Source organism: Micromonospora sp. CA-240977, assembly GCF_050942285.1.
GTDB lineage: Bacteria > Actinomycetota > Actinomycetes > Mycobacteriales > Micromonosporaceae > Micromonospora.
Genome location: NZ_CP192055.1, coordinates 1,652,349 through 1,677,114 on the forward strand (window position 1 = coordinate 1,652,349; position 24,766 = coordinate 1,677,114).

The following is a 24,766-nucleotide window of genomic DNA, read 5'->3' on the forward strand; positions in this document are numbered from 1 at the left end:
AGTGACCGCTATCAGTCTCGGTATGCCCGCCGTGCCGCCCCCGCCGCTCGCCCCCCGTCGGGCCAGCCGCCAGATCATGGTCGGTTCGGTGCCGGTCGGCGGCGGCGCACCCGTGTCCGTGCAGTCGATGACCACGACCCTCACCTCCGACGTCAACGCCACGCTCCAGCAGATCGCCGAGCTGACCGCGTCCGGCTGCCAGATCGTCCGGGTGGCCGTGCCCTCCCAGGACGACGTCGAGGCGCTGCCCGCGATCGCCAAGAAGTCGCAGATCCCGGTGATCGCCGACATCCACTTCCAGCCCAAGTACGTCTTCGCCGCGATCGACGCCGGCTGTGCGGCCGTCCGGGTCAACCCGGGCAACATCCGCCAGTTCGACGACAAGGTCAAGGAGATCGCGGCAGCGGCCTCCGCCGCCGGTACGCCGATCCGGATCGGCGTCAACGCGGGCTCCCTCGACAAGCGGCTGCTGGCCAAGTACGGCAAGGCCACCGCCGAGGCGCTCGTCGAGTCGGCGCTGTGGGAGTGCTCGCTGTTCGAGGAGCACGGCTTCCGCGACATCAAGATCTCGGTCAAGCACAACGACCCGGTCGTGATGATCCGCGCGTACCGGCAGCTTGCCGAGCAGTGCGACTACCCGCTGCACCTGGGCGTCACCGAGGCCGGCCCGGCCTTCCAGGGCACCATCAAATCGGCGGTCGCCTTCGGCGCCCTGCTCGCCGAGGGGATCGGCGACACCATCCGGGTGTCGCTGTCCGCCCCGCCGGTCGAGGAGATCAAGGTCGGCAACCAGATCCTGGAGTCGCTGGGCCTGCGTGAGCGGGGCCTGGAGATCGTCTCCTGCCCGTCCTGCGGGCGGGCCCAGGTGGACGTCTACAAGCTCGCCGAGGAGGTCACCGCCGGCCTGGAAGGGCTGCCGGTGCCGCTGCGGGTCGCCGTGATGGGCTGCGTCGTCAACGGTCCGGGTGAGGCCCGCGAGGCCGACCTCGGCGTCGCCTCGGGCAACGGCAAGGGCCAGATCTTCGTCAAGGGCAAGGTCGTCAAGACGGTGCCCGAGGCGCAGATCGTGGAGACGCTGATCGAGGAGGCGCTGCGGATCGCCGACGAGATGGGCGCCGAGCTTCCCGAGGAGCTGCGCGGGCTGGTGACCGGCCCGACGGTCACCGTGCACTGATCTTCCCTTCGTAAAAGCGGCCGTTCCCCACGGGGAACGGCCGCTTTTGTGGTGTCTGCCGGCGCCGGGGCGTTTGCGGTGCCGTCTCGCCGGGGCGTTTGTGGTGCCGCCTTCTGGGTGCGGCCTCGTGTCACTCGGATTCGGCGAGGATCGCGTACAGCTTGCGCCGGGTCTCGTCGAGCACCTGGGCGGCCCGCTCACGCTGGTCGTCGGTGCCGTTCATCATGACCTGGCGCAGGGCGTTCATCGCCTGCGCGCCGGAGTCGCGGATGTCGTGCCAGCTGCTCACGGTGCCCTGGGCGACGTCCGCCCACGCCGGGGTCTGCGCGGCCTCGGTGGCCTCGGCCTGGCCGGCCTCGGTGACGGTGAACCGCTTCCGTCCGCCGCCGGACTCCTCAGTGCTGGCGACGATCACACCCTCGTCCTCCAGAAGCTGGAGGGTGGGGTAGATCGAGCCCGGACTCGGCCGCCACGCACCGCCGGTGCGGGAGTCGATCTCCTGGATCATCTCGTAGCCGTGCATCGGCCGCTCGGTGAGCAGAGCCAGCACGGCCGCCCGGACGTTGGGGCGTCGGCCCCGACCTCGGCCACGGCCTCGACCGCCCCAGGGGCCGCCGTGTCCGTGCTCGTGCGGACCGGGCGGGATCGGCGGAAAACCGAATCCCCGCATCCGGGCCTCGTGCATCGCGTGGTGCTGTCGGTGGAACCGCATCGGGTTCGTCCTCTCCTCGTACTGTCGCTGATGCATCAACGATATATCGGCAATGCATCGCCGACAAGTCTCTGATTGCAAACCGTACGTACGTCTTGCTACCGTCTCGATCATGAGCGTGCTTCCCCCGCCGGGCCCGGCCCGCGTCCTCACCATCGGCACCCTGGTCAAGACCGTCGGCCGGGGCCTCTGGCTCGTCGCGAGCGCGCTCTTCCTCACCCGCTCGGTCGGCCTGTCGCCCACCCAGGTGGGCGTGGGCCTGACCATCTCGGCGCTCGTCGGCGTCCTGGCCAGCACCCCGAGCGGCTACCTGGCCGACCGCGTCGGCCCACGTGGCGTGCAGGTCGGCGCGCTGTTCGCCGCCGGCACCCTGACCACCGGTCTGATCGCCGTGCGGTCGTTCCCCACCTTCGTGCTGGTCGGCGCCGCCACGGCGCTCGCCGACGCGATCGAGCGCGGCGCCCGGGGCGCGCTGATCGCCGGAGCCATCCCCGCCGACCAGCGGGTACGCACACGCGCCTACCTGCGGGCCACCACCAACGTCGGGATCTCCGTCGGCGCGGTCCTCGGCGGCCTCGCCATCGCCGCCGACACCCGAACCGGCTACGTCGCGCTGATCCTGACCGCCGCGGGGGCATCCCTCGCCGCGGCGACGATCTTCCTCGGCCTGCCCAGCGTCGCCCCGGTCGCCGCCCCGACGCACGGCCCTCGGCTGATCGCCCTGCGGGACCGCCCGTTCCTCGCCTTCACCCTGGTCGACGGGCTGATGTCCATGCACTTCAGCCTGCTCACCATCGCCCTGCCGCTGTGGATCGCCGGGCACACCAGGGCGCCGATCTGGATGATCTCCGCGTTGACGCTTGTCAACACCGTGCTCGTGGTGCTCCTCCAGGTCCGCGCCGCGCGGAACGCCACCACCCTGCCCGGAGCCGCCCGCGCCGCCCGTCGCGCGGGCGTGGCCATCGCCCTGGCCTGCGTCCTCTTCGCCGCCAGCGGCGCACTGCCCACCGCCGGCGCGGTGGGCCTGCTCGGCGTCGGGGCACTCGCCCACGTGACCGGGGAGCTGTGGCACTCCGCCGCCGGCTGGGGCATCTCCTTCGGGCTGGCGCCGGCGGACGCCCAGGGGCAGTACCAGGGGACGTACGGCATGGGCTACGAACTGGGCAAGATGCTCGCGCCGGTGGTGGTGACCACCCTCGCCCTCGGCTGGGGCGTACCGGGCTGGTTGGTTCTCGGTGCCCTGTTTCTCCTGCTCGGGGGACTGGTGCCCCCGGTCGTTCGGTGGGCCGGGCGGACCCGGCCGACCAGCGGACCGGCCGAGCCGGTGCCGGCCTTGCCACTCGACCGGCGGAGCGGGGGGTCGATCTGGCAGGCTGGTAGTCGTGCTGACGGTGCCGGTACGCCAACTGGGGGAATCGGAGCGCCGCGCGGTCGAGCGTCTACTCGACCATGACCCGTTCGCGGGCGCGCAGGTCGCCGAGCGGATCGCCGCGCGCGGGCTCTCCTGGTGGCGGGCCGAGGGCAGAATCCTGGGGTACGGCGCGCGCCGCAACCTGGAATCGCTGTGCTGGCTCGGCGGCAACCTCACGCCAGTGCTGGCGACCGACGCCGCGGTGGCCGCCTTCGCCGACCTGCTCGCCGGCGAGGAGCGGCTCTGCTCCTCCATCGTCGGCCGAGCAGATGCCGTGCTCGGGCTGTGGGACCGGCTCTCCGACACCTGGGGGCCAGCGCGAGACGTCCGCCCCAACCAGCCACTGCTGGCCACCGACGCCCTGCCACCCGTACCGGCCGACCCGGAGGTACGCCAGGTCCGCTCCGGCGAGGTCGATCGGCTCTTCCCGGCCGCGGTGGCCATGTACACCGAGGAGGTCGGCGTCTCCCCGCTGGCCGAGGACGCCGGGCGCAGCTACCGCCGACGGGTCAACGACCTGGTCCGCTCCGGTCGGGCGTACGCCCGCTTCGTCGACGGCAAGGTCGTATTCAAGGCCGAGCTGGCAGTGGTCACCAAGCGGACGGCGCAGGTCCAGGGCGTCTGGGTGGCACCGGAGTGGCGGGGCCGGGGGATCGCGACAGCCGCCATGGCGGCCGTGGTCCGCGACGCGCTGCTGCGGGTCGCCCCCACTGTCAGCCTGTACGTCAACGACTTCAACCTCCCGGCCCGCCGGGTCTACGAGCGCTGCGGCTTCCAGCCGATCGGCACCCTCGCCACCGTTCTCTTCTGACCGCTGGCTGGTGGGGCACGGCCGCGGTGACGGTGTCGAAGAACGCGACGTCCGCGACGGCGCCGCGCGCTGTGGCCCCGCCACTCCGCCGGCAGATCTTGGACAGTTTCCGTTAGCCGCTGACGGAAACTGTCCAAGATCTCCGAAGAACCGCCGTGGGAGGCCGGGGTGCCGGTGCCCGACGACGCGTCGCGTCCCCCGCAACCCACTGGCCTGGCCGGGTACGCCGCTGGCCGGCACCCCGGGGTGTGGGGTGCCGGCCAACGGTCGGTGTTCAGCGGTGGGTCAGCTGTTCCAGTGCTGGCCGACGAGGTCGGTGGCCTGCTGCTCCCACTGGGCGTACGCGTCCGGGTAGGCGGACACCTGCACGGTCTGCGCGGCCTCGGTCAGCGGCATGTCCTGCCAACCGTCGACCTGCTTGAGGCCCTTGAGGAACGCCGTCGTGGAGTAGGCCGGGTCGGTGATCTGCTCCGGCGTGCCCCAACCCGAGCTCGGGCGCTGTTGGAACAGGCCCAGCGAGTCGTGGTCGTTGCTGTCGCCCAGGTGACCCAGGTTCTCCAGCTTCGACTCCTGCAGGCTCGTCGCGATCGAGATGACCGCGGCCCGCTCGGGCAGGCCGGCCTTCTTCGTCGCGGCGATGATCGCCTTCACGTTGGCGGTCTGCTCATCGTTCAGGGTGATCTTGGACTGGTCGCCCTGCGGCTTCGGCGCGGTGCTCTGCACGGCGGCCGCGACGGGCTTGGTGTCGACCGGGTTGGCGTGGGCGGCGATCGGACCGGCGAACACACCACCGGCGAACGCGAGACCCGCAACGGACAGGACGCTCTTACGCATGATCGTGTTCATGGGGGTAGCTCCTTCGGGGGTAGGAACACCCAAACCACTGACCGGGGGGTCGGCGGCACGGGTGTGAGCACCTCGTCCGGCGCTGCACAAAACAGGGGAAAGTCTGGAGGGGTGGGCGACCGGCAAACCGAAAGGCTCACGACGCCCAAAATTGCGGCGACCTCACAAGCCGGGGCTCGCACCAAGGTCGGCGAGCGGCGGGTTCCGGTGCCACGGTCGGAGCCGGTGGAGCGGGGGCCTGTGGTGCCGGGTCCAGGTGTAACGACCGGCGGGCCGGGGTCATTCCGGGGGCGGCCCATCCATCGGCACCCTCGCGGAAGCGGTGACCGGGTGGTCGTTCGTGGGGACTGTAACGACCGGACCGCGACCCGCATTCCAACCCCGTCGGGCGGGGCGGCGAGCCGGTGGTGCTGCGATCGTCAGGGTATGTAACGACCCCGGCCCGGCCATGATTCCGACCCACGGGTGCACCCGGCCACAGGCCAGAATCCCCCAAACCGGACAAACGGCGCACACGCCCGACTCTCCCGCGCCGGAACGCCTGACAACGGCCCCAGACCGCCCAGACTGGGCATGATCCACTCGACTTTGCGGAGATCGCGGTATCCGGGACGGGTTGACACAGCGACTTCGCGGAAGCTGAGTCGATCATTGGGGTCGGCGGGGTCTGATGCCCTGCTCAGGGCCGGAAATTCGGTTGAATCTGGGCGTCGGCGCCGCCAGGCTGAAGTCTCCGCCACCCCCACGCCCGGAGGACTTCCATGCGCCTGCTCCGTGATCTGTGGGGCACCTCGGCACGTCGGATGACGATCGTGGCCGTCCTTGTCGTGCTCGGCGCCGCCGGTCAGGCGGGCGCCTCGGCGCTGGCCGGTGCGGTGCTGGTGCACCGGTCGGCCGGCTTCTTCGCCGTGCTGGCCGCGGCGCTGGTCGCGGTGGTGCTCAGCGACCTCGCGGTGAGTCTGCTGATGGCCGGCCTGACCGCCGACTGGTCCGCCGACGTGCGCCGCCGGCTCTGCCGGGTCGCTCTCGGGCAGGACCTGCCCACCCTGGAGACCACCCCGGTGGGTGAGCTGCTCGACCGGATCGACGGGGACGTCTACCAGGTGGCGTCGGCGATCCGGAACCAGGGCATCCGGCTCGCCCAGGGCCTCTGCGTCGGCCTGTTGTCGATGATCGTGGCGTTGGCCGTGTGGTGGCCGGCCGGGGTCGCGATGCTGCTGCTCACTGTGCTGCTTGCGGCCGGCCTGCGGAAGCCCACAGCGCGGATCGCCCCGGCCCGGATGCGCGAGGAGGAGGCGTGGTCCGACCTCGCGGCCGTGATGGAGGAGGCGGTGCACGGCCAGGACGACGTCCGCACCAGCCTGGCCCGGCCGTACGTGCTGCGGCTCTACGCCCGGCGGGCCGCCGCCGTGCTGTCCCGGGGCGGCCTGGTCTGGGTGTTGTCCGCCCGGGTGGCCGCGGCCGCCACCGCGACGATCCGGGCCGGCATCGGCGCGGTGGTGCTCGCCGGGGCCTGGGCGTTGACCACCGACCGGATCGACGCCGCCCGACTCACCGCCATCTGGCTGCTCGCGCTGGCCTTCGGGGCCACCGCCGAACACGTCAGCCGGATGGTGCCGGAGATCCAGGAGGCTCTCGGCGCGTGGGCCCGGGTGCAGTTGTTGCACAGGGCTCGGCAGGAGCCCGTCGGCGGCGCCAGCCCGACCGAGGGTGACCTGCGCATCCGCGACCTGACCTTCGAGTACGAGGTGAGCGGCCCCGAGGGTGGCCGGGGGGCCGCGCTGCGCGGGCTCAGCCTCACCTTCGCGCGCGGACGCTCGTACGCGCTCATCGGGCGGACCGGTTCGGGCAAGTCGACGTTGGCGAAGGTGCTCACCAGGGCGGTCGACGTGCCGTCGGGCACTGTCTTCCTCGGCGGCACCGACCTGTGCGACCTCGACGTCGAGCAGTTGCGCCGCTGGGTGGCGCTGGTGCCGCAGCGCACCGAGATCCTGGCCGGCACTCTCGCCGAGAACGTCGCGCTCTACGATCCGGAGCTGCTCGACGCCGCCGCGAAGGCACTTGACGAGTTGGGCCTGGCCGGCTGGATCGCCGAGTTGCCGGACGGGTTGGCGACCCGCCTGGGGGAGGGCGGGCACGTGCTCTCCGCCGGCCAGGAGCAGCTTGTGGCGTTCGCCCGGATCCTGGTCCGTGACCCGCACGTGGTGATCCTCGACGAGGCCACCGCGCGGCTCGATCCGGTCACCGAGGCGCGGGTGCAGCGGGCCACCGAACGGCTGTTGCGCGACCGGATCGGCATCGTCATCGCGCACCGGCTCTCCTCGGTGCGCCGCTGCGATGAGGTGGTGGTGCTTGCCGACGGCGCGGTGGTCGAGGCCGGTCCACTGGAGACGTCGACGCGTTTCGCCGAGTTGTTGGCGACCAGTCACGCCGCCGCGTACGCCGCTGTGGCACCGGCCGGCCGGGCCGGCGCCGGCACCGACCTGCTGGTCGGGCCCGACCCGTCGGACGCCTGGCCGAGCGAGCCGACCACCGCGCCGGTCGAGCAGGTCGGGCCGGCGCGGGCCGACCCACCGCCGCTGCCGCCCGTGCCGCCGGCCCGGACGCTGCGGGAGATCTTCCGGCTGTGCCTGAACGATCCCCGGTACGGGATGGCCGCGATCGGATTGTTCCTCGGGCTCAGCCTGCTGGGGCTGGACGGTCCGGTGCTGCCCTGGCTCTGGGCCGACCTGGTCGACGGGACCGGCAACCCGTACCTGCCGGCGGCCGGGATCGTGGCCGGGTTGCTTGTCACCCTGCCGCTGCCGTACTACACCCACGTCTGGTTCCCGCAGTGGTGGGTGCGGCAGATGCTGCGCATCGGCCTGCGCCTGGTGCACGGCCAGACCGGGCCGCGCCGGGTCAGCTCGCACACCCCGGCCGAGGTCGTGGCGCAGGGCGGCGACACCGAGCGGGTGGTCCAACTCGCCGACAACGTGCTGGACCAGGCCGTCGCGCTGGTCCTGGTGGTCGCCATGACGGCGGTCACCGGCAGCGTCGTACCGGGGCTGTTCTTCCTCGGCACGATGGTCGTCTCCGGGCTGGCCGCGACGCTGTTCGGCCCGAGACTCGAAAGAGCGGCCCGGGCGACGGTGGCGGCGCGGGCGGCCTTCGCCACGGCGCTGGTCTCCGCGCTCTCCGCGGCGCGGACGGTGAAGCTCGCCGGCGCGACCACGGCGGTGCTGCGCCACCTGGCGGGCCTGGACGTGCTGCGCAGCGACCGGCAGCGGCGGGAGATCTCGGTGCAGGTGTGGGCGCGTTCCACGCCGTCGATGGCCAGCGGGCTGTTGCCGATCGGCGCGTGGGCGCTCTACCTGAGCGGCTCGCTCTCCGCCGGGGCGGTGCTGGTGGCCGTCTCCACGTTGGGCGCGGCGCGCTGGTTCGCCTGGACCACCGCCTCGTTGATCTCCCAGCTACCGTCGGCGCGGGTCTGGACGCGGCGCACTGTGGCGATGACCGGAGTGAGCACGTACTCGGCGGGGGTTTCCGCTGTCGACCTGGCCGCCGGGACGGCGCCCGCGCCGACGCCCGCGCCGCGGCATCCGTTGCGACGGTTGGAGCTGCGCGGTTTCGGGGTGGTGCACTCCGACGGCACGGTGGCCGTCCGCAACGTGGATCTGACAGTGCAGCGGGGGCAGTTGGTGCTTGTCGTCGGGCCGGTGGGGTCCGGCAAGTCCTCGCTGCTGCGGGCGCTGGCCGGGATCGTGCACCACACCGGTGAGCTGGCCTGGAACGGCGACCCGGTGACCGAGCCGGAGCTGTTCCTGCGCCCCAACCAGGTCGGCTACGTCGGCCAGTTGCCCCGGGTGCTGTCCGGCACTGTCGCCGACAACATCGCGCTCGGGCACCAGGTGGACGCGGCCGACGCGGTCACCACCGCCCAGCTCGACCACGACCTCGCCGCCGCCGGCGGCGGGCTGGGTCTGCTCATCGGGCACAAGGGCACCCGGCTCTCCGGCGGGCAGTTGCAGCGGTTGGCGTTGGCTCGGGCGCTGGCACCGCGTACCGAACTGTTGGTCGCCGACGACGTGTCCTCGGCGCTGGACGTCACCACCGAGCTGGCGTTGTGGCAGGCGTTGCGCGGACACGGGGTGACGGTGGTCGGCTCGACCGCGAAGCGCGCCGCGCTGGTCCGCGCCGACCACGTGGTGGTGCTGCTCGGTGGCACGGTGGCGGCCCAGGGCAGCTGGCAGGACCTGGAGGGCGACTGGTCGCATCTGGCCGGCTGAACGGTGGGGCGGCTGCCGGCGTGACAGCCGCCCCTCCGGTGGGGTCAGGCCGCGCGGGCGTACTGCGCCGGCCCGGAGTAGACGACGCCGAGCTTGGCGGCGGCCCGGCGCGGCCAGTACGGGTCGCGCAGCAGCTCCCGGCCGAGCAGTACCAGGTCGGCCTCGCCGCCCGCGATGATCTGCTCGGCGTGCTCGGGCTCGACGATCAGGCCCACCGCGCCGGTGGGTACGCCAGCCTCGCGGCGGATCTGGGCGGCAAGCGGCACCTGGTAGCCGGGGCCGAGCGGGATGCGTTGCTGCGTGCTGACGCCTCCGGAGGAGCAGTCGACCAGGTCGACGCCGACGCCGGCCAGCTCACCGGCGAGCACCACGCTGTCCTCGATCGTCCAACCGCCCTCGACCCAGTCGGTGGCGGAGATCCGGGTCAGCACCGGCACGTTCTCGCCGACCGCGGCGCGCACCGCGCGAGCCACCTCCAGGGTGAGTCGCATCCGGGCGGTCCGGTCGCCGCCGTAGCCGTCGGTGCGGTGGTTGGTCAGCGGTGAGAGGAACTCGCTGAGCAGGTAACCGTGCGCGGCGTGGATCTCCACGGCGGCGAAGCCGGCGGCCAGCGCGCGTTCGGCTCCGGCCGCGAACGCCTCGACCACACCGGGGATGCCGGCCTCGTCGAGGGCGGTCGGCGTCCGGTAGCCGGCGGTGAACGGCTCCGCACCGGGCGCGACGGGCGTCCAGCCGCCCTCGGCGTCCGGCACGCCACCGCGCCCCGGCGCCCACGGCCGGTAGGTGGAGGCCTTGAACCCGGCGTGCGCGAGCTGCACGGCCGGCACCGCGCCGTGGGCGGCGACGAACGCGGTCACCGGTCGCCACGCGTCGACGTGCGCGCCGGACCACAGCCCGGTGTCCTGCGGGCTGATCCGTCCCTCGGGGAGCACGGCGGTCGCCTCGGTCAGCACCAGACCGGCGCCGCCGACCGCGCGACTGCCCAGGTGGATCAGGTGCCAGTCGGTGGGCAGACCATCCGGGCCGGCGGAGTACTGACACATGGGCGCCATGGCGATCCGGTTGGGCACTGTGACGGCGCGCAGGGCCAGGGGGGTGAACAGGGAACTCATGGGGGTCTTCCTCTCGGAGACGGCGACAGGCCCCCTGGGGGAGGGGCCTGTCGTCGTCGGTGTGCTCTGGTCAGGCGGGAACAGGAGTCAGCTCGGGTCGGGTCTCGGCGACCGGCTCCGGCTCGATCAGGTCGCGCCGGCCGGCGGACTCGTACGCGACCCGGTCGAGGGTGCCCTCGCGGGCGGCGACCACTGTCGGTACGAGGGCCTGCCCGGCCACGTTGGTGGCGGTGCGGATCATGTCCAGGATCGGGTCGATGGCCAGCAGCAGACCGGCGCCCGCGAGCGGCAGGCCCAGCGTGCTGAGGGTCAGGGTGAGCATCACGATCGCGCCGGTCAGGCCGGCGGTGGCCGCCGAGCCCACCACCGAGACGAACGCGATGAGCAGGTAGTCGGTGACGCCGAGGTGCACGCCGAAGACCTGGGCCACGAAGATCGCGGCGAGTGCCGGGTAGATGGCGGCGCAACCGTCCATCTTCGTGGTGGCGCCGAAGGGCACCGCGAACGAGGCGTACTCGCGGGGAACGCCGAGCCGCTCGACGGAGCGCTGCGTCACCGGCATGGTGCCGACCGAGGAGCGGGACACGAAGGCCAGCTCGATCGCCGGCCAGGCGCCGGCGAAGAAGCGCAGCGGGTTGAGGCGGCCGGCGAGGATCAGCACCAGCGGGTAGACCACGAACAGCACGATGGCGCAGCCGACGTAGACGGCGGTGGTGAACTTCGCGAGGGGGGCCAGCAGATCCCAGCCGTACGAGGCGACGGCGTTGCCGATCAGACCGAGGGTGCCGATCGGGGCGAGGCGGATGACCCACCAGAGCGCCTTCTGGACGATCTCCAGCAGGGATCGGTTCAGCGCGACGAACGGTTCGGCGGCGTCGCCGACCAGCAGGGCCGCCGCACCCACGACGAGGGCGAGGAAGACGATCTGCAGGACGTTGCCCTCGACGAACGCGCCGACGGGGTTCTTGGGCACGATGCCGGTGAGGAAGTCGGTCCACGAGCCGGTGTTCTTCGGCGGTGTGGCGCCGCCCAGGTCGAGGGACACGCCCTTGCCCGGGTTGACGAGCAGACCGAGGCCGATGCCGATGCTCACCGCGATCAGCGCGGTGATGCCGAACCACATCAGGGTCTTGAGCGCGAGCCGGGCGGCGTTGGCCACGCCGCGTAGGCTGACCACGCTGACCACGATGGCGGTGAAGACCAGCGGCGGTACGGCCAGCTTGAGGAGCTGGACGAAGAGGCCACCGACGGTGTGCAGGGTGCTGGTCAGCCAGCTCAGGTCGTCGGCGCGGGCCAGGAAGCCGAGCGCGACGCCGAGCACGAGGCCGAGCAGGATCTGCACGGAGAAGGGAATCTTGCGCAGGCTGAAGGGCATGAGGAATCTATCCAATTGTCCGGTCTGATCGGGGCAGGCGTGGAAACGCAGCTAGCCCGGACAGACGCCGCTGGCCTGTAGTCGGAGATCGACATACAGGCGGACGGTGAGGCCCCAGACATTGGTCATCGCTAGGCGAGATTACGCCGATGGCGGCGTATCGCAAGGAGCGGTCGACGTGAGGATCCTTACAAGGAGCGTGCCTCCCGGCGGTCCAGGGCCAGGGCGGTGCTGGTGGCGACGCCCCAGGCGACAAGCAGCGCGAGGACCAGCCGCTCCAGCACACCGACCACCGCGCCCCGGCCGACGACGAGCATGGCCAGCCCGACCGTCGCGCAGAGCGGCAGGGCCAGCGCGGCGGTCACGGCGGCCAGCCGGCGCACCGCCGGGCCGGCCGGCCCGGACACGGAGAGCGTGAGCATGGCGAAGACCACCGACGCGGTGGCCGCGATGCTCGCGCCGCCGTGTACCAGATCCGCGGTCGTGGTCCGCTCGAACGGCGGCAGCGGACAACCGGCGGAGCAGGTCACCGCCCCGGACACCGCCGAGAGCACGGCGCCGGTGGCGAGCAGCGCCGGCGCCGCCGCCCACACCCCGGGAGGCAGCGCGGCTCCGATCAGCAGCAACGCGGCGGCCAGGGCGAGGATCCCGATCCGGTACGTCGCGGCGTGTCCACTGCCGGCGATGCCGGCCTCGCTGACGTACCCGGTGAGCCCGGGACCGGGACCGGCGACCACGGCGACCGTCACCGCCACCGCACCGGCCAGCCCGCAACCCGCCGCGGCGGAACCGGCGGCCCGGCGGGCGACGTCCGCGCCGGCCCTCGGCGCGGTCGTGGTGCCGGAGCGGCAGGGCTCAGCCACGCCCGTGCGGGGTGAGCCAGCCCGACTCGTCCGGCCCGAGTGGCACGATGCCGCTGGGGTTGATCTCCTGGTGGGTGCCGTAGTAGTGCCGCTTGATGTGGTCGAAGTCCACAGTCTCGCCGAAGCCCGGGGTCTGGAACAGGTCCCGGGCGTACGCCCACAGGACCGGCATCTCGGTGAGCTTGGCGCGGTTGCACTTGAAGTGGCCGTGGTAGGCGGCGTCGAAGCGGATCAGCGTGGTGAACAGCCGCACGTCGGCCTCGGTGATCGCGTCACCCATCAGGTAACGCTGCCCGGCCAGCCGCTCGGAGAGCACGTCCAGCCGGGCGAAGAGCGCCCGGAACGCCTCCTCGTACGCCTCCTGTGAGGTGGCGAACCCGCACCGGTAGACGCCGTTGTTGACGTCCGCGTGGATCTCGGCCATCAGCGCGTCCATCTCGGGGCGCAGCGCGACCGGGTACAGGTCCGGTGCGTCGGGCGCGTGCAGCGACCGCCACTCGGTGGTGAGGTCGAGGGTGAGCTGCGGGTAGTCGTTGGTGACCACCCGGCCGGTCAGGGTGTCGACAAGCGCCGGCACTGTCACCCGGCCGGTGTAGTCCGGGTCGGTGGCCAGGTACGCCTCGGAGAGGAAGCTCACGCCGAGGACCGGGTCGAAGCCGTCCGGGTCGAGGGCGAACGCCCAGCCCCGCTCGTCCCGGATCGGGTCGACGGTGCCCAGCGAGATCGCGTCGTCCAACCCGAGCAGGCCGCGCACGATCCTCGCCCGGTGCGCCCACGGGCAGGCCCGGCACCAGATGAGCCGGTACCGGCCGGCCTCCAGGGGCCAGCGGTCCTGCTCGTCCGGGCCGCCGCCGGGCGGGGAGGTCGAGTCGGCGGTGACCCGACCGGTGAACCGGTTGGGCTGGCGGACGAACGCGCCGCCGCCACTGGTCTCTGCGCTGAACTGGGCCCGAGCCATGCCGTCAACCTATCCGTTGCCGGCGCGGATATCCTGGCGGCCGGCAGCCCCCGCGACCCGGTGGGCGTGCCCCACCCCCGCCGTCTGCACCCCGAAGGACTCGCGATGACCGTGGCATACCTGGTGGCCGGTGTCCGCACCCCGATCGGCCGGTACGCGGGCGCGCTGGCCGGCGTCCGCCCCGACGACCTGGCCGCGCACGTGATCCGTGAGCTGGTCGCCCGCCACCCGTCGGTGGACTGGGCGCGGGTGGACGACGTCGTGCTCGGCTGCGCCAACCAGGCCGGCGAGGACAACCGCAACGTGGCCCGGATGGCGGCGCTGCTGGCCGGCCTGCCCGAGGAGGTGCCGGGCAGCACCGTCAACCGGCTCTGCGGCTCGGGCCTGGACGCCCTGGCCACCGCCGCCCGAGCCATCGTGGCCGGGGACGCGGAGTTGATGGTCGCCGGCGGGGTGGAGAGCATGAGCCGGGCGCCGTTCGTGATGCCGAAGGCCACGTCGGCGTACTCCCGCTCCGCGGAGGTGTACGACACCACCCTGGGCTGGCGGCTGGTCAACCCGTTGATGCGCGACGGGTGGGGCGTCGACTCGATGCCGGAGACGGCGGAGAACGTGGCCGCCGAGTACAACGTCAGCCGGGCCGAGCAGGACGCCTTCGCGTACCGCTCCCAGCAGCGTGCGGCCAGGGCGCAGGCCGACGGCAGGTTCGCCGAGGAGATCGTGGCGGTGTCGGTGCCGGCCGGGCGGCGCGAGACCCGGCTTGTCGAGGTCGACGAGCACCCCCGGGAGACCACGCTGGAGAAGTTGGCAGCGCTGCCCACCCCGTTCCGCGACGGCGGCACTGTCACCGCGGGCAACTCCTCGGGCGTCAACGACGGCGCGGTCGCGCTGCTGGTGGCCAGCGAGGCGGCGGTGCACCGCTACGGACTCACCCCGCTGGCCCGGATCGGCGGTGCGGCGGTGGCCGGCGTGCCGCCCCGGATCATGGGGATCGGCCCGGTGCCGGCCACCCGCAAGTTGCTCGACCGGGTGGGCGTCGAGGTGGGCGCGGTGGACGTGGTGGAGCTGAACGAGGCGTTCGCCGCGCAGTCCGTGGCGGTGTTGCGGGAGCTGGGTCTGCCGGTGGACGCCGACCACGTCAACCCGAACGGCGGGGCCATCGCGTTGGGGCACCCGCTCGGCGCCAGTGGCGCGCGGCTGGCGCTGACGGCCGCCCTGGAGCTGCGCCGTCGCGGCGGTCGCAGGGCGCTGGCCACCATGTGCATCGGCGTCGGTCAAGGCATCTCGCTGTTGCTGGAGTCCGCCGCCTAGAGTGGTCCACACCACACGACCCGCGGGTCGGCCGGTGCTCGCGCACGCCCGTCGACGCCGGTGTCCCGCGCCGCGGCGATGAACTGGGGAGCACGCTGATGCCGGACGGACTGCCGACCGAGATCGATCTGACCAGGCCGAGCGCGGCCCGGGTGTACGACTATTTCCTGGGCGGGGCGCACAACTTCGAGATCGATCGGCAGCTGGCCGAGCAGATCGCCAGCATGACCCCGAATCTCGCCGCCACCATGCGTTCCGGCCGGGAGTTCCTGCGTCGGGCCGTCCGGGTGCTCCTCGACGCCGGCATCGACCAGTTCCTGGACATCGGCTCCGGAATTCCCACGGTGGGCAACGTGCACGAGGTGGCCCAGACGGTCAACCCGAAGGCCCGGGTGGTGTATGTCGACATCGACCCGGTGGCGGTCGCGCACAGCCGGGAGTTGCTCGCCGGCAACGAGCTGACCGGTGTCATCCACGCCGACCTGCGCGAGCCGGAGCGGATCCTCGCCGAGACCCGGCGGCTCGGGCTTATCGACTTCAGCCGGCCGGTGGGCATCCTGCTGGCCGGGGTGGTGCACTTCATCCCGGACCGCGACCGGCCCGAGGAGATCCTGTCCACGCTGCGGGCCGCCGCCGCGCCGGGGAGCTTCCTGGTCGTCTCGCACTCCACCTTCGAGGACCAGCCACAGGAGATGCTGGACGCCCAGCGGCTCTCCGCCCGCACGGACACCGAGATCACCCTGCGCTCCCGGGCGCAGGTCACCGGCTTCTTCGGCAACTGGACGGTCCTCGAACCGGGCGTGGTGCACATGCCGCTCTGGCGTCCCGACTCGCCGTCCGACGTGGACGAACACCCGGAGCGGTTCGGCGCCTTCGGTGGCGTCGCCCGGTACGACCAGCCCGCCGGCTGATCGACGTGACCGCCGTCCCGGACCCCGTCCGCCGGGCCGACGCCCAGGGGTACGCCGCCGACTGGGCCCGCGCGATCCGTCGCCTCGGTTTCGTGCCACTCAGCGTGGCCGAGACCGAGCGGCTGCTGCTGGGGTACACGCTCCGGCTGGCGCAGGTGGTGCGGGCGGAACCGTTCAGTGCCGACCCGGCCGAGGCGGTCGGCCGGGCGCTGGTCGAGGCGCACCTCACCGCGCCGCAGGCCCTGGACTGGACGCTGCGCGCCCTCGGTACGGACTTCCCGGACCGGGTGCTGTCCGCCGTCGACCGGCCGGCGGACCTGCCCGAGCGGATCGCGGCGGTGCAGGGCGGGCTGGCGGCCGGGTTCGCCCGCGCGCTGCGCGACCGCACCTTCAGCCAGCAGGAGCAGATCGCCCGGTCTGCGTGGCAGGCACGTGACCGGGTCGAGCAGGCGCTGCGCGACAGCGAGGCCCGCTTCCGGGCGGTCTTCAGCGGCGCCGCGATCGGCATCGGCATCGCCGGCGTGGACGGCCGGATCATCGATGTCAACCAGGCGTTCGCCGACATGCTCGGCTACTCGATCGAGGAGTTGCGCGGCAGCGACGTGGCGGCGCTGTTCCACGCCGACGACGCCGCCGGGATGTGGGAGCTGTACCAGGAGCTGATCGACGGCAAGCACGACGCCGCCCGGGTGGAGAAGCGCTACCACCGGAAGGACGGCAGCGTGGTCTGGACGGACCTGGCCGTCTCGCTGATCCGGCACGGCGACGGGCGACCCCGGTTCACCGTCGCGATGATCGAGGACATCACCGAGCGGTACGAGCTCCAGCAGCGGCTGCGCTTCCAGGCGTTGCACGACCCGCTGACCGGGCTGCCCAACCGGACGTTGTTCTTCGAGACGCTGGGTCGGGTCCTCGACGCCGCGGGCGCCGGGCAGCGGGTCGGGGTGTGCTTCCTCGACCTGGACGGCTTCAAGGCGATAAACGACAGCCTCGGTCACGACCTGGGCGACCAGTTGCTGGTGATGATCGGCCGGAGGCTGGCCGCGTGCGTGGCCGACCACGGCCACCTGGTCGCCCGGATGGGTGGCGACGAGTTCGTGATCCTGGTGGACGGCGGCGACGACATCGACGACGCGGTGGCCGTCGCGGAGTCCGCGTTGGCCGCCGTCGCGGCCCCGGTGCACGTCGGTGACCACCAGTTGGCCGTGTCGGCGAGCGTGGGCATCGTCCAGTGCCCGGCGGCGGAGACCACCCCGTCCGAGCTGATGAAGGCGGCGGACACCACGCTCTACTGGGCGAAGGGGGCGGGCCGGGGCCGCTGGGCGGTCTACGACCCGGAGCGCAGCGCCCGGGACATCGCCCGGTCGGCACTGGTCGCCGGGCTGCCGGCCGCGCTGGACCGGGGCGAGTTCGTGCTGCACTACCAGCCGATCGTGTCGCTGCTGGAGGGCACGATGCTCGCGGTGGAGGCGTTGGTCCGGTGGGAGCACCCGGAGTTGGGCCTGCTCGGGCCGGACGGGTTCATCGGCCTGGCCGAGGAGACCGGCCTGATCGTCCGGCTCGGCGAGTGGGTGCTGCGGCGGGCCTGTCACGACGCCGAGCGGTGGCATCGGGAGTTCCCCGACGCCCGGCTGGTGGTCAGCGTCAACCTGGCCGCGCGGCAGGCCGACGACCCGGCGATCGTGGATACGGTGGCGGACGTGCTGCGCACCAGCGGGCTGCCTGCCGACCTGCTCCAGTTGGAGCTGACCGAGAGCGCCGTGATGGGCAGCGCCGGTGAGCCCCTGCGCAGCCTGCACCGGCTCGCCGCGCTCGGCGTCCGGCTGGCCGTTGACGACTTCGGCACCGGGTACTCCAACCTCGCGTACCTGCGGCGGCTGCCGATCCACTCGCTGAAGCTCGCCGGCCCGTTCGTCGAGGGGATCCGCGCCGACGGGACCGACGTGGTGGCCGACCACCGCGACGAACGGATCGTCGACGCGTTGGTCCGTCTGGCGCACGCCCTGGAGCTGTGGGTCACCGCCGAGGCGGTCGAGACCGGGGTGCAGGCCGAACGGCTGCGGGCGCTGCGGTGCGACACCGGGCAGGGCCGGTACTTCGGCGCGCCGGTCCCGGCCGACGCGATCACCCAGCGCCTGCGTGGCGGGGTGATCGCGTGAGCGTGACGGATTCGCAGACGGCGGTGACGGTGGTGGCCGGGCTGGCCATCCTGGCCGGACTCGCCGGCGTGGTGGTGCCCGGTCTGCCGGCGTTGCCGCTGTGCTGGGGTGGCGTGCTGGTCTGGGCGATCTTCGGCGGTGCCGGGACGGGTGGTTGGGCGGTGTTCGCCGCCGCCACTGTCGTCGCGGCGGGCGGCATCGTGATCAAGTACGCGTGGCCGGGCCGGAACCTGAGGAACACCGGCGTGCCGACGTCCACGCTGCTCGCCGGCGGGGTGCTCGGCATCGTCGGGTTCTTCGTGGTGCCGGTCGTCGGGCTGGTGCTCGGCTTCGTCGCCGGGGTGTGGGCGGCGGAGCGGCTGCGGCTGGGCGGCAACCGGCTCGCCTGGCCGTCCACGGTGCAGGCCATCAAGGCGGTCGGCCTGTCGATGCTCGTGGAGTTCCTGGCCGGCCTGACCGTCGCAGCCCTCTGGGTGACAGGTCTCCTGCTGACCTGACGGCGTGCCGGGCCAGGTGCCCCCTCGGGTGGGGAGTGGGGGCGCGGGGCACTTTTCGGGTACGGCGGAGCGCCGTACGTGAGAGAGAGGCGTGCCCCGCGCCGCGGTCCGGGCGGTCCGAGTGCCCGGGGGTGGCCCGTTGATCGGGCCTGGTCACGGGCTCAAGGATGACGGTCGGGGCGTCCCGGTGGCAACGCAATTAGCCCCACGGCGGTGAGATTCCCACCCACGACGTATTGACCGCCTTGATCAGCCGGGACGACACTTTGCGCACTCGCACGCGGAACCACCTCAGGGAGGTGTGCAGTGGCCACGACGCCCGTGCCGACCGCCGAGCAACCGATTGACGACGACGCCCGACGGCTCGCCGAACTCGGCTACAAACAGGAGTTGCGCCGCAAGTGGAGCGGCTTCTCCAACTTCGCCATCTCGTTCTCGATCATCTCGATCCTGGCCGGCTGCTTCACCACCTTCGGCCAGGCGTGGAACAACGGCGGGCCGGTCGCCATCTCCTGGGGTTGGCCGCTGATCTCGCTGTTCATCCTGATCATCGGCTTCTGCATGGCGGAGCTGGTGTCGGCGTACCCGACCGCGGGTGGGATCTACTGGTGGGCGGCCACCATGGGCCGGCCGGTGCACGGCTGGTTCACCGGCTGGCTGAACCTGATCGGCCTGGTGGCGGTCACCGCCTCGGTCGACTACGGCTGCGCGACGTTCCTCAACCTCACCCTGTCGGCGCTCTTCGACGGCTGGGCCGGGACGCTGCGGCAGGCGTTCGTACTCTTCGTGATCATCCTGATCCTGCACGGCCTGATCAACATCTTCGGGCACCGGATCATCGACGTACTCCAGAACGTCTCGGTCTGGTGGCACGTGGCCGGCGCGGCCGTCGTGGTGGCCATCCTCGTGTTCGTGCCCGACAACCACCAGAGTTTCCAGTTCGTGTTCACCGAGCGGTTCAACAACTCCGGTTTCGGTGACGGGGACATCGGCGGACTCACGTTCTGGTTCTACGTGCTGCCGCTGGGCTTCCTGCTGACCCAGTACACGATCACCGGCTTCGACGCCTGCGCGCACGTCTCCGAGGAGACCCGGGGCGCGTCGCAGGCCGCCGCGCGGGGGCTCTGGCAGTCGATCTTCTATTCGGCGGTCGGCGGCTGGATCCTGCTACTGGCGTTCCTCTTCGCCGCCACCGACGTCGAGGCGGTGAACGCGGCGGGCGGGTTCTCCGGCGCGATCTTCGAGTCCGCGCTGACCCCGGTCTTCTTCAAGATCGTCATCATCATCTCCACCATCGGGCAGTTCTTCTGCGGCATGAGCTGCGTGACGTCGATGAGCCGCATGGCGTACGCGTTCAGCCGCGACCGGGCGGTGCCGGGATGGCGGCTCTGGTCCAAGGTCGACCGCAACGGGACCCCGGTCAACGCGATCATCGGTGCCACGATCGCCGGCCTGGTGCTCACCCTGCCGGCGCTCTACGAAAGCTCGGCCGGCATCCCGATCGCCTTCTACGCGGTGGTCTCCGTCGCGGTGCTCGGGCTGTACCTGTCCTTCCTCATCCCGATCGCGCTGCGGCTGCGCCTCGGCGACCGGTTCGTGCCCGGCCCGTGGACGCTGGGGCGCAAGTACAAGCTGCTCGGCTGGATCGCGGTCGTCGAGATCGCGGTCATCGCCGTGTACTTCGTGCTGCCGATCGTGCCGACCGGGGTGCCCGGCAACGACGGCTTCACCTGGTCGGCGGTGAACTACGCGCCGCTCGCCGTCGGCGGGGTGCTGCTGGTGGTCGCCGTCTGGTGGTACGCCTCGGCCCGGAAGTGGTTCGCCGGCCCGGTCCGTACCGTCGATGAACCCGCGCCGGCGGCCGACCCGGCGCCGGTCGACGGCCCGGCCTGACACCCGCCCCGGCGGGACGGTCACCGCGGCCGTTCCGCCGGGGCGGTCACCGGGTTTGCCGCCCTCGGCCCCGGGGGCATTGACGGTGATCCGGTTTGCCAGTAGACCTTGGTGATGGAGGCCCGCGAATGACGAAAGCCCCGTTCACGCTGGAACAGTTGCGGGTCGCCGTCGCCGACGGTGAGATCGACACGGTCGTGCTGGCCCTTGTCGACATGCAGGGTCGGTTGCAGGGCAAGCGGTTCCACGCGCCCTTCTTCCTCGACCAGGTGGTCGAGCACGGCAGCGAGGGCTGCAACTACCTGCTCGCCGTCGACGTCGACATGAACACCGTCGACGGGTACGCGATGTCGAGCTGGGAACGCGGCTACGGCGACTTCGCGATGGTGCCGGACTTCGCCACGTTGCGCCGGATGCCCTGGCAACCGGGCTCCGCGTTGCTGCTTGCCGACCTGACCTGGCTCGACGGCTCCGGCGACGTGGTCGCGTCGCCCCGACAGATCCTGCGCCGGCAACTGGACCGGCTGGCCGGGCACGGGCTGACCGCGTACGCCGGCACCGAGCTGGAGTTCGTGCTGTTCCGCGACTCGTACGAGGATGCCTGGCGGCGCGGCTACCGCGACCTCACGCCGGCCAACCAGTACAACGTGGACTACTCGCTGCTCGGCACCGCCCGGGTGGAGCCGCTGTTGCGCCGGATCCGCACCGAGATGGCCGGCGCCGGGCTCACTCCGGAGAGCGCCAAGGGTGAGTGCAACCTCGGCCAGCACGAGATCGCCTTCCGCTACGACGAGGCGGTCGCCTGCGCCGACCACCACGTCATCTACAAGAACGGGGCCAAGGAGATCGCCGCCCAGGAGGGGATGGCGATCACCTTCATGGCCAAGCCGAACGAGCGGGAAGGCAACTCCTGCCACATCCACTTCTCGCTGCGCGACACCAACGGTGACTCGGCGATGCTCGGCGACGGGCCGGCGCACCTGTCGCAGACCGGGCAGCGGGTGCTCGCCGGGCTGCTCGCCACCATGCGGGAGTTCAGCCTGCTGTTCGCCCCCAACATCAACTCTTACAAGCGCTACCAACCCGGCTCGTTCGCCCCGACGGCGCTGCGCTGGGGCGTGGACAACCGCACCTGCGCGCTGCGGGTCGTCGGGCACGGGCAGGGCATGCGGGTGGAGAACCGGGTGCCCGGCGCCGACGTCAACCCGTACCTGGCGATCGCCGGGCTGGTCGCCGGCGCGCTGCACGGCCTCGACGGTGAGCTGGAGCTGGGCGCGGAGTGCACCGGTAACGCGTACGACGACCCGGAGGCCGAGCGCGTCCCGGGGACCCTGCGCGACGCCCTGACCCTCTGGGAGGAGTCCACAGTGGCCCGGGACGCGTTCGGCGCCGAGGTGGTGGCCCACTACGCCAACCAGGCGAAAGTGGAACTGGCGGCCTTCGACGCCGCCGTGACGGACTGGGAGCTGACCCGTGGTTTCGAACGCCTCTGAAGCCCTCCGGAATCGCGCGGAGGAAGGGTGGGCGGGGGCGTGACGGTTCTGCTGGATCCGGCCAACGGGGAAACCGTGCGGGAGGTCCCGGGGGCCTCCATCGGCGAGGTCGACGCCGGCATCTCGCGGGCGGCCCGCGCCTTCGAGACCTGGCGGCGCGTGGCGCCGGGGGATCGGGCGCGGCTCCTGCGGCGGTTCGCCGCCGTCGTCGACGCGCACGTGGAGGAACTGGCCGCGCTGGAGGTGCGCAACTCCGGTCACACAATCGGCAACGCCCGGTGGGAGGCCGGCAACGTCCGCGACGTCCTGGACTACTACGCCGGGGCCCCCGAGCGGCTGACCGGGCGGCAGATCCCGGTGCCCGGCGGGTTGGACGTCACCTTCCACGAGCCGCTCGGCGTCGTCGGCGTGATCGTGCCGTGGAACTTCCCGATGCCGATCGCCGCCTGGGGCTTCGTCCCGGCCCTCGCCGCCGGCAACACAGTGGTGCTCAAGCCCGCCGAGTTGACCCCGCTCACCGCGCTGCGGCTGGCCGAGCTGGCCCGCGAGGCGGGCCTGCCCGACGACGTGTTCGTCGTCGTACCGGGTCAGGGCGCGGTGGTGGGGGAGCGGTTCGTCAGCCACCCGGCGGTCCGCAAGATCTGCTTCACCGGCTCCACCGAGGTCGGCACGCGCATCATGGCCGGCTGCGCCGCCCAGGTGAAGCGACTCACCCTGGAACTGGGCGGCAAGAGCGCCAACATCGTGTTCGCCGACGCCGACCTGGAACGCGCCGCCGCGACCGCTCCGGGCGCGGTCTTCGACAACGCCGGCCAGGACTGCTGCGCACGGTCGCGGATCCTGGTCCAGCGCCCGGTGTACGACCGCTTCCTGGCCCTGCTCGAACCAGCGGTACGCGCCGTGCGGGTGGAGGACCCGTCCCGGGAGACCGCCGAGATGGGGCCGCTGATCTCCGCCGCCCAGCGGGACCGGGTCGCGAGCTACCTGCCCGACGCGCGGGTCGCCTTCACCGGCTCCTGCCCGGACGGCCCCGGCTTCTGGCACGCGCCCACGGTGCTGCTTGCCGACTCGCCGGCCGACCGGCACTGGCGCGAGGAGATCTTCGGCCCGGTGGTGTCGGTGCTGCCGTTCGACGACGAGGCCGACGCGGTCCGGCTCGCCAACGACACCGAGTACGGGCTCTCCGGCTCGATCTGGACCCGGGACGTGGGTCGGGCGCTGCGGATGGCCCGTGCCGTCGACTCGGGCAACCTCAGCGTCAACTCGCACTCCTCGGTGCGCTACTGGACCCCGTTCGGCGGGATGAAGCGTTCCGGGCTCGGCCGTGAGCTGGGCCCGGACGCGCTGCACTCCTTCACCGACGTCAAGAACGTGTTCATCGCGACAGAGGAGTGACGCCTGTGCAGGGTCGGTTGCAGGACCGGGTGGCAGTGGTCACCGGAGCGGGCAGCGGCATCGGGTTGGCCACCGTGCGGCGGTTCGCCGCCGAGGGGGCCCGGGTGGTCTGCGTGGACATCGACGCGGCGGCCGGCACGAGAGCCGCCGAGGAGTGCGGCGGCGAGTTCGTGGCCACCGACGTGGCCGACGAGTCGGCGGTACGCGACCTGTTCGACGGGGTGGCCGACCGGCACGGCCGGGTGGACATCGCGTTCAACAACGCCGGCATCTCCCCGCCGGACGACGACTCCATCCTGGACACCGGCCTCGACGCGTGGGAGCGGGTGCTCCGGGTCAACACCACGAGCGTCTACCTCTGCTGCAAGTACGCGATCCCGCACATGCGTCGCCAGGGCAAGGGCTCGATCATCAACACGGCGTCCTTCGTGGCGCTGATGGGCGCGGCGACGTCGCAGATCGCGTACACCGCGAGCAAGGGCGGGGTGCTGGCGATGACCAGGGAGCTGGGCGTGCAGTTCGCCCGCGAGGGCATCCGGGTCAACGCGCTCTGTCCCGGCCCGGTGGCCACCCCGCTGCTGCTGGAGCTGTTCGCCGCCGACCCGGAGCGGGCCGCCCGCCGGCTCGTGCACGTGCCGATGGGACGCTTCGGGCAACCCGAGGAGATCGCCGCCGCGGTGGCGTTTCTGGCCAGCGACGACGCCTCGTTCATGACCGCCGCGCAGTTCGTTGTCGACGGCGGCATCACGGGCGCGTACGTCACACCGCTGTGAGCGCGGGGAGCGTGCCGGTCCGGCGAGCCTCCCGGTCGCGAACCGCGCCGGCCCGCCGGAGGCCACTTGTCGGGATCAGCGCGTACGTCGAGCCCGCCGACTGGGCGGTCTGGCGGGGCGTACGGGCCGTGCTGGTGCCGGAGGCGTACGCGCGGGCGGTGGCCGCCGCGGGTGGCCGCGCGGTGGTCCTGCCGCCGGACGACGTGGACGCGGACGTGGTGGCCGTCCTCGACGGGCTGCTGCTGGCCGGTGGCGCGGACGTGGGTCCGGGGCGGTACGGCCAGCGGCCCGACCCGCGGACCGAGGATCGGCCGGACCGCGATGCCGGTGAGCTGGTGCTGTTGGCCGCCGCGCTCGCCGCCGGGCTGCCGGTGCTGGGCGTGTGCCGGGGGATGCAGTTGCTCGCCGTCGCCTACGGCGGCGCCCTGCACCAGCACCTGCCCGACGTGGTCGGTCACGAGGGGCACCGCCCGGCGCCCGGCGTCTACGGGGCCCACCCGGCCCGGTTCGCGGCGGGGAGCCTGGCCGCGTCGGTGCTGGCCGGAGTGGACCGGGTCAACTCGTACCACCACCAGGCGGTCGCCGATCCCGGTCGGCTCGCGGTCACCGGCTGGGCGGAGGACGGCATGATCGAGGCCGTCGAGGACCCGGCGCTGCCGTTCGTGCTCGGCGTGCAGTGGCATCCGGAGATCGAGGAGGAGCCGCGGCCGATCACGGCGCTGGTCCGGGCCGCCGCCGAGCGGCTGGGCCGCGCTGTGAGCTAGATCGCCCCCGACGGGTGGTGGGGTCGGTGGGAGGATCGCC

Annotated in this window: 19 protein-coding genes; 13 read left to right on the forward strand and 6 right to left on the reverse strand. The window is 72.4% G+C overall.

Annotated elements, in window-relative coordinates; genetic code table 11:
* Position 1: 1 nt before the first annotated feature.
* Positions 2-1,174, forward strand: coding sequence for a flavodoxin-dependent (E)-4-hydroxy-3-methylbut-2-enyl-diphosphate synthase (ispG, locus tag ACQPWW_RS07765; protein WP_433048905.1), 1,173 nt, complete (start codon positions 2-4; stop codon positions 1,172-1,174).
* A gap of 130 nt (positions 1,175-1,304) precedes the next feature.
* Here ispG and ACQPWW_RS07770 read toward each other — a convergent pair whose 3' ends face one another.
* A complete protein-coding gene (locus ACQPWW_RS07770; protein WP_433130554.1) occupies positions 1,305-1,886 on the reverse strand; it encodes a PadR family transcriptional regulator in 582 nt (193 codons plus the stop codon).
* Positions 1,887-1,998: 112 nt separating this feature from the next.
* Between ACQPWW_RS07770 and ACQPWW_RS07775 the strand changes: the two genes are divergently transcribed.
* Together ACQPWW_RS07775 and ACQPWW_RS07780 are read left to right on the forward strand one after the other, a co-directional pair.
* Positions 1,999-3,339 (forward strand): MFS transporter, encoded by a 1,341-nt coding sequence (locus tag ACQPWW_RS07775; RefSeq protein WP_433130556.1) that lies wholly within the window; start codon positions 1,999-2,001, stop codon positions 3,337-3,339.
* Positions 3,269-4,108 (forward strand): GNAT family N-acetyltransferase, encoded by an 840-nt coding sequence (locus tag ACQPWW_RS07780; protein ID WP_433130558.1) that lies wholly within the window; start codon positions 3,269-3,271, stop codon positions 4,106-4,108. The genes ACQPWW_RS07775 and ACQPWW_RS07780 overlap by 71 nt, the downstream gene beginning before the upstream one ends.
* A gap of 285 nt (positions 4,109-4,393) precedes the next feature.
* Here the strand turns inward: ACQPWW_RS07780 and ACQPWW_RS07785 are convergent, their stop codons facing one another.
* Positions 4,394-4,954 (reverse strand): hypothetical protein, encoded by a 561-nt coding sequence (locus ACQPWW_RS07785; protein ID WP_433130560.1) that lies wholly within the window; start codon positions 4,952-4,954, stop codon positions 4,394-4,396.
* A gap of 761 nt (positions 4,955-5,715) precedes the next feature.
* Here ACQPWW_RS07785 and ACQPWW_RS07790 point away from each other — a divergent pair.
* The gene (locus tag ACQPWW_RS07790) at positions 5,716-9,222 is read left to right on the forward strand and encodes an ATP-binding cassette domain-containing protein (RefSeq protein ID WP_433130562.1); all 3,507 of its coding nucleotides are present in this window, start codon (positions 5,716-5,718) and stop codon (positions 9,220-9,222) included.
* Between the two features lie 44 nt (positions 9,223-9,266).
* Here the strand turns inward: ACQPWW_RS07790 and ACQPWW_RS07795 are convergent, their stop codons facing one another.
* From ACQPWW_RS07795 to ACQPWW_RS07810, 4 genes are all read right to left on the reverse strand, one after another.
* Positions 9,267-10,334 carry an NADH:flavin oxidoreductase/NADH oxidase gene (locus ACQPWW_RS07795; RefSeq protein WP_433130564.1) on the reverse strand — a complete coding sequence of 356 codons (1,068 nt, stop codon included), beginning with the start codon at positions 10,332-10,334 and terminating at the stop codon, positions 9,267-9,269.
* A 70-nt stretch (positions 10,335-10,404) separates the two neighbouring features.
* Positions 10,405-11,697: a dicarboxylate/amino acid:cation symporter gene (locus ACQPWW_RS07800; RefSeq protein ID WP_433134195.1), complete on the reverse strand. Its 1,293-nt coding sequence runs from the start codon at positions 11,695-11,697 to the stop codon at positions 10,405-10,407.
* 200 nt (positions 11,698-11,897) lie between these two features.
* Positions 11,898-12,572: a DUF998 domain-containing protein gene (locus ACQPWW_RS07805; RefSeq protein WP_433130566.1), complete on the reverse strand. Its 675-nt coding sequence runs from the start codon at positions 12,570-12,572 to the stop codon at positions 11,898-11,900.
* The gene (locus ACQPWW_RS07810) at positions 12,565-13,530 is read right to left on the reverse strand and encodes a glutathione S-transferase family protein (protein WP_433130568.1); all 966 of its coding nucleotides are present in this window, start codon (positions 13,528-13,530) and stop codon (positions 12,565-12,567) included. The genes ACQPWW_RS07805 and ACQPWW_RS07810 overlap by 8 nt, the downstream gene beginning before the upstream one ends.
* A gap of 105 nt (positions 13,531-13,635) precedes the next feature.
* On the opposite strand from ACQPWW_RS07810, the gene pcaF reads away from it, so the two are divergent.
* From pcaF to ACQPWW_RS07855, 9 genes are all read left to right on the forward strand, one after another.
* The gene (pcaF, locus tag ACQPWW_RS07815) at positions 13,636-14,841 is read left to right on the forward strand and encodes a 3-oxoadipyl-CoA thiolase (protein WP_433130570.1); all 1,206 of its coding nucleotides are present in this window, start codon (positions 13,636-13,638) and stop codon (positions 14,839-14,841) included.
* A 98-nt stretch (positions 14,842-14,939) separates the two neighbouring features.
* Positions 14,940-15,752, forward strand: a complete 813-nt coding sequence (locus tag ACQPWW_RS07820) for an SAM-dependent methyltransferase (RefSeq protein WP_433130572.1) — start codon at positions 14,940-14,942, stop codon at positions 15,750-15,752.
* Positions 15,753-15,757: 5 nt separating this feature from the next.
* A complete protein-coding gene (locus ACQPWW_RS07825) occupies positions 15,758-17,911 on the forward strand; it encodes a putative bifunctional diguanylate cyclase/phosphodiesterase (protein ID WP_433130574.1) in 2,154 nt (717 codons plus the stop codon).
* Complete coding sequence (locus tag ACQPWW_RS07830) at positions 17,908-18,408, forward strand: DUF456 domain-containing protein (protein ID WP_433130576.1); 501 nt, start codon at positions 17,908-17,910, stop codon at positions 18,406-18,408. The genes ACQPWW_RS07825 and ACQPWW_RS07830 overlap by 4 nt, the downstream gene beginning before the upstream one ends.
* Before the next feature lie 306 nt (positions 18,409-18,714).
* Positions 18,715-20,301: an amino acid permease gene (locus tag ACQPWW_RS07835; protein ID WP_433130578.1), complete on the forward strand. Its 1,587-nt coding sequence runs from the start codon at positions 18,715-18,717 to the stop codon at positions 20,299-20,301.
* 128 nt (positions 20,302-20,429) lie between these two features.
* A complete protein-coding gene (locus ACQPWW_RS07840; RefSeq protein WP_433130580.1) occupies positions 20,430-21,794 on the forward strand; it encodes a glutamine synthetase family protein in 1,365 nt (454 codons plus the stop codon).
* A gap of 39 nt (positions 21,795-21,833) precedes the next feature.
* Positions 21,834-23,189: an aldehyde dehydrogenase family protein gene (locus ACQPWW_RS07845; protein ID WP_433130582.1), complete on the forward strand. Its 1,356-nt coding sequence runs from the start codon at positions 21,834-21,836 to the stop codon at positions 23,187-23,189.
* 5 nt (positions 23,190-23,194) lie between these two features.
* Positions 23,195-23,962 (forward strand): 3-oxoacyl-ACP reductase, encoded by a 768-nt coding sequence (locus ACQPWW_RS07850; RefSeq protein WP_210784710.1) that lies wholly within the window; start codon positions 23,195-23,197, stop codon positions 23,960-23,962.
* Between the two features lie 11 nt (positions 23,963-23,973).
* Positions 23,974-24,726 carry a gamma-glutamyl-gamma-aminobutyrate hydrolase family protein gene (locus ACQPWW_RS07855; RefSeq protein WP_433134197.1) on the forward strand — a complete coding sequence of 251 codons (753 nt, stop codon included), beginning with the start codon at positions 23,974-23,976 and terminating at the stop codon, positions 24,724-24,726.
* Positions 24,727-24,766 lie beyond the last annotated feature (40 nt).

Coding starts and splice junctions, on each gene's coding strand:
- pcaF (WP_433130570.1), top strand. CDS start 13,636: ATGACCGTGGCATACCTGGTGGCCGGTGTCCGCACCCCGATCGGCCGG.
- ACQPWW_RS07770 (WP_433130554.1), bottom strand. CDS start 1,886: ATGCGGTTCCACCGACAGCACCACGCGATGCACGAGGCCCGGATGCGG.
- ACQPWW_RS07785 (WP_433130560.1), bottom strand. CDS start 4,954: ATGAACACGATCATGCGTAAGAGCGTCCTGTCCGTTGCGGGTCTCGCG.
- ACQPWW_RS07840 (WP_433130580.1), top strand. CDS start 20,430: ATGACGAAAGCCCCGTTCACGCTGGAACAGTTGCGGGTCGCCGTCGCC.
- ACQPWW_RS07790 (WP_433130562.1), top strand. CDS start 5,716: ATGCGCCTGCTCCGTGATCTGTGGGGCACCTCGGCACGTCGGATGACG.
- ACQPWW_RS07810 (WP_433130568.1), bottom strand. CDS start 13,530: ATGGCTCGGGCCCAGTTCAGCGCAGAGACCAGTGGCGGCGGCGCGTTC.
- ACQPWW_RS07820 (WP_433130572.1), top strand. CDS start 14,940: ATGCCGGACGGACTGCCGACCGAGATCGATCTGACCAGGCCGAGCGCG.
- ACQPWW_RS07795 (WP_433130564.1), bottom strand. CDS start 10,334: ATGAGTTCCCTGTTCACCCCCCTGGCCCTGCGCGCCGTCACAGTGCCC.
- ACQPWW_RS07775 (WP_433130556.1), top strand. CDS start 1,999: ATGAGCGTGCTTCCCCCGCCGGGCCCGGCCCGCGTCCTCACCATCGGC.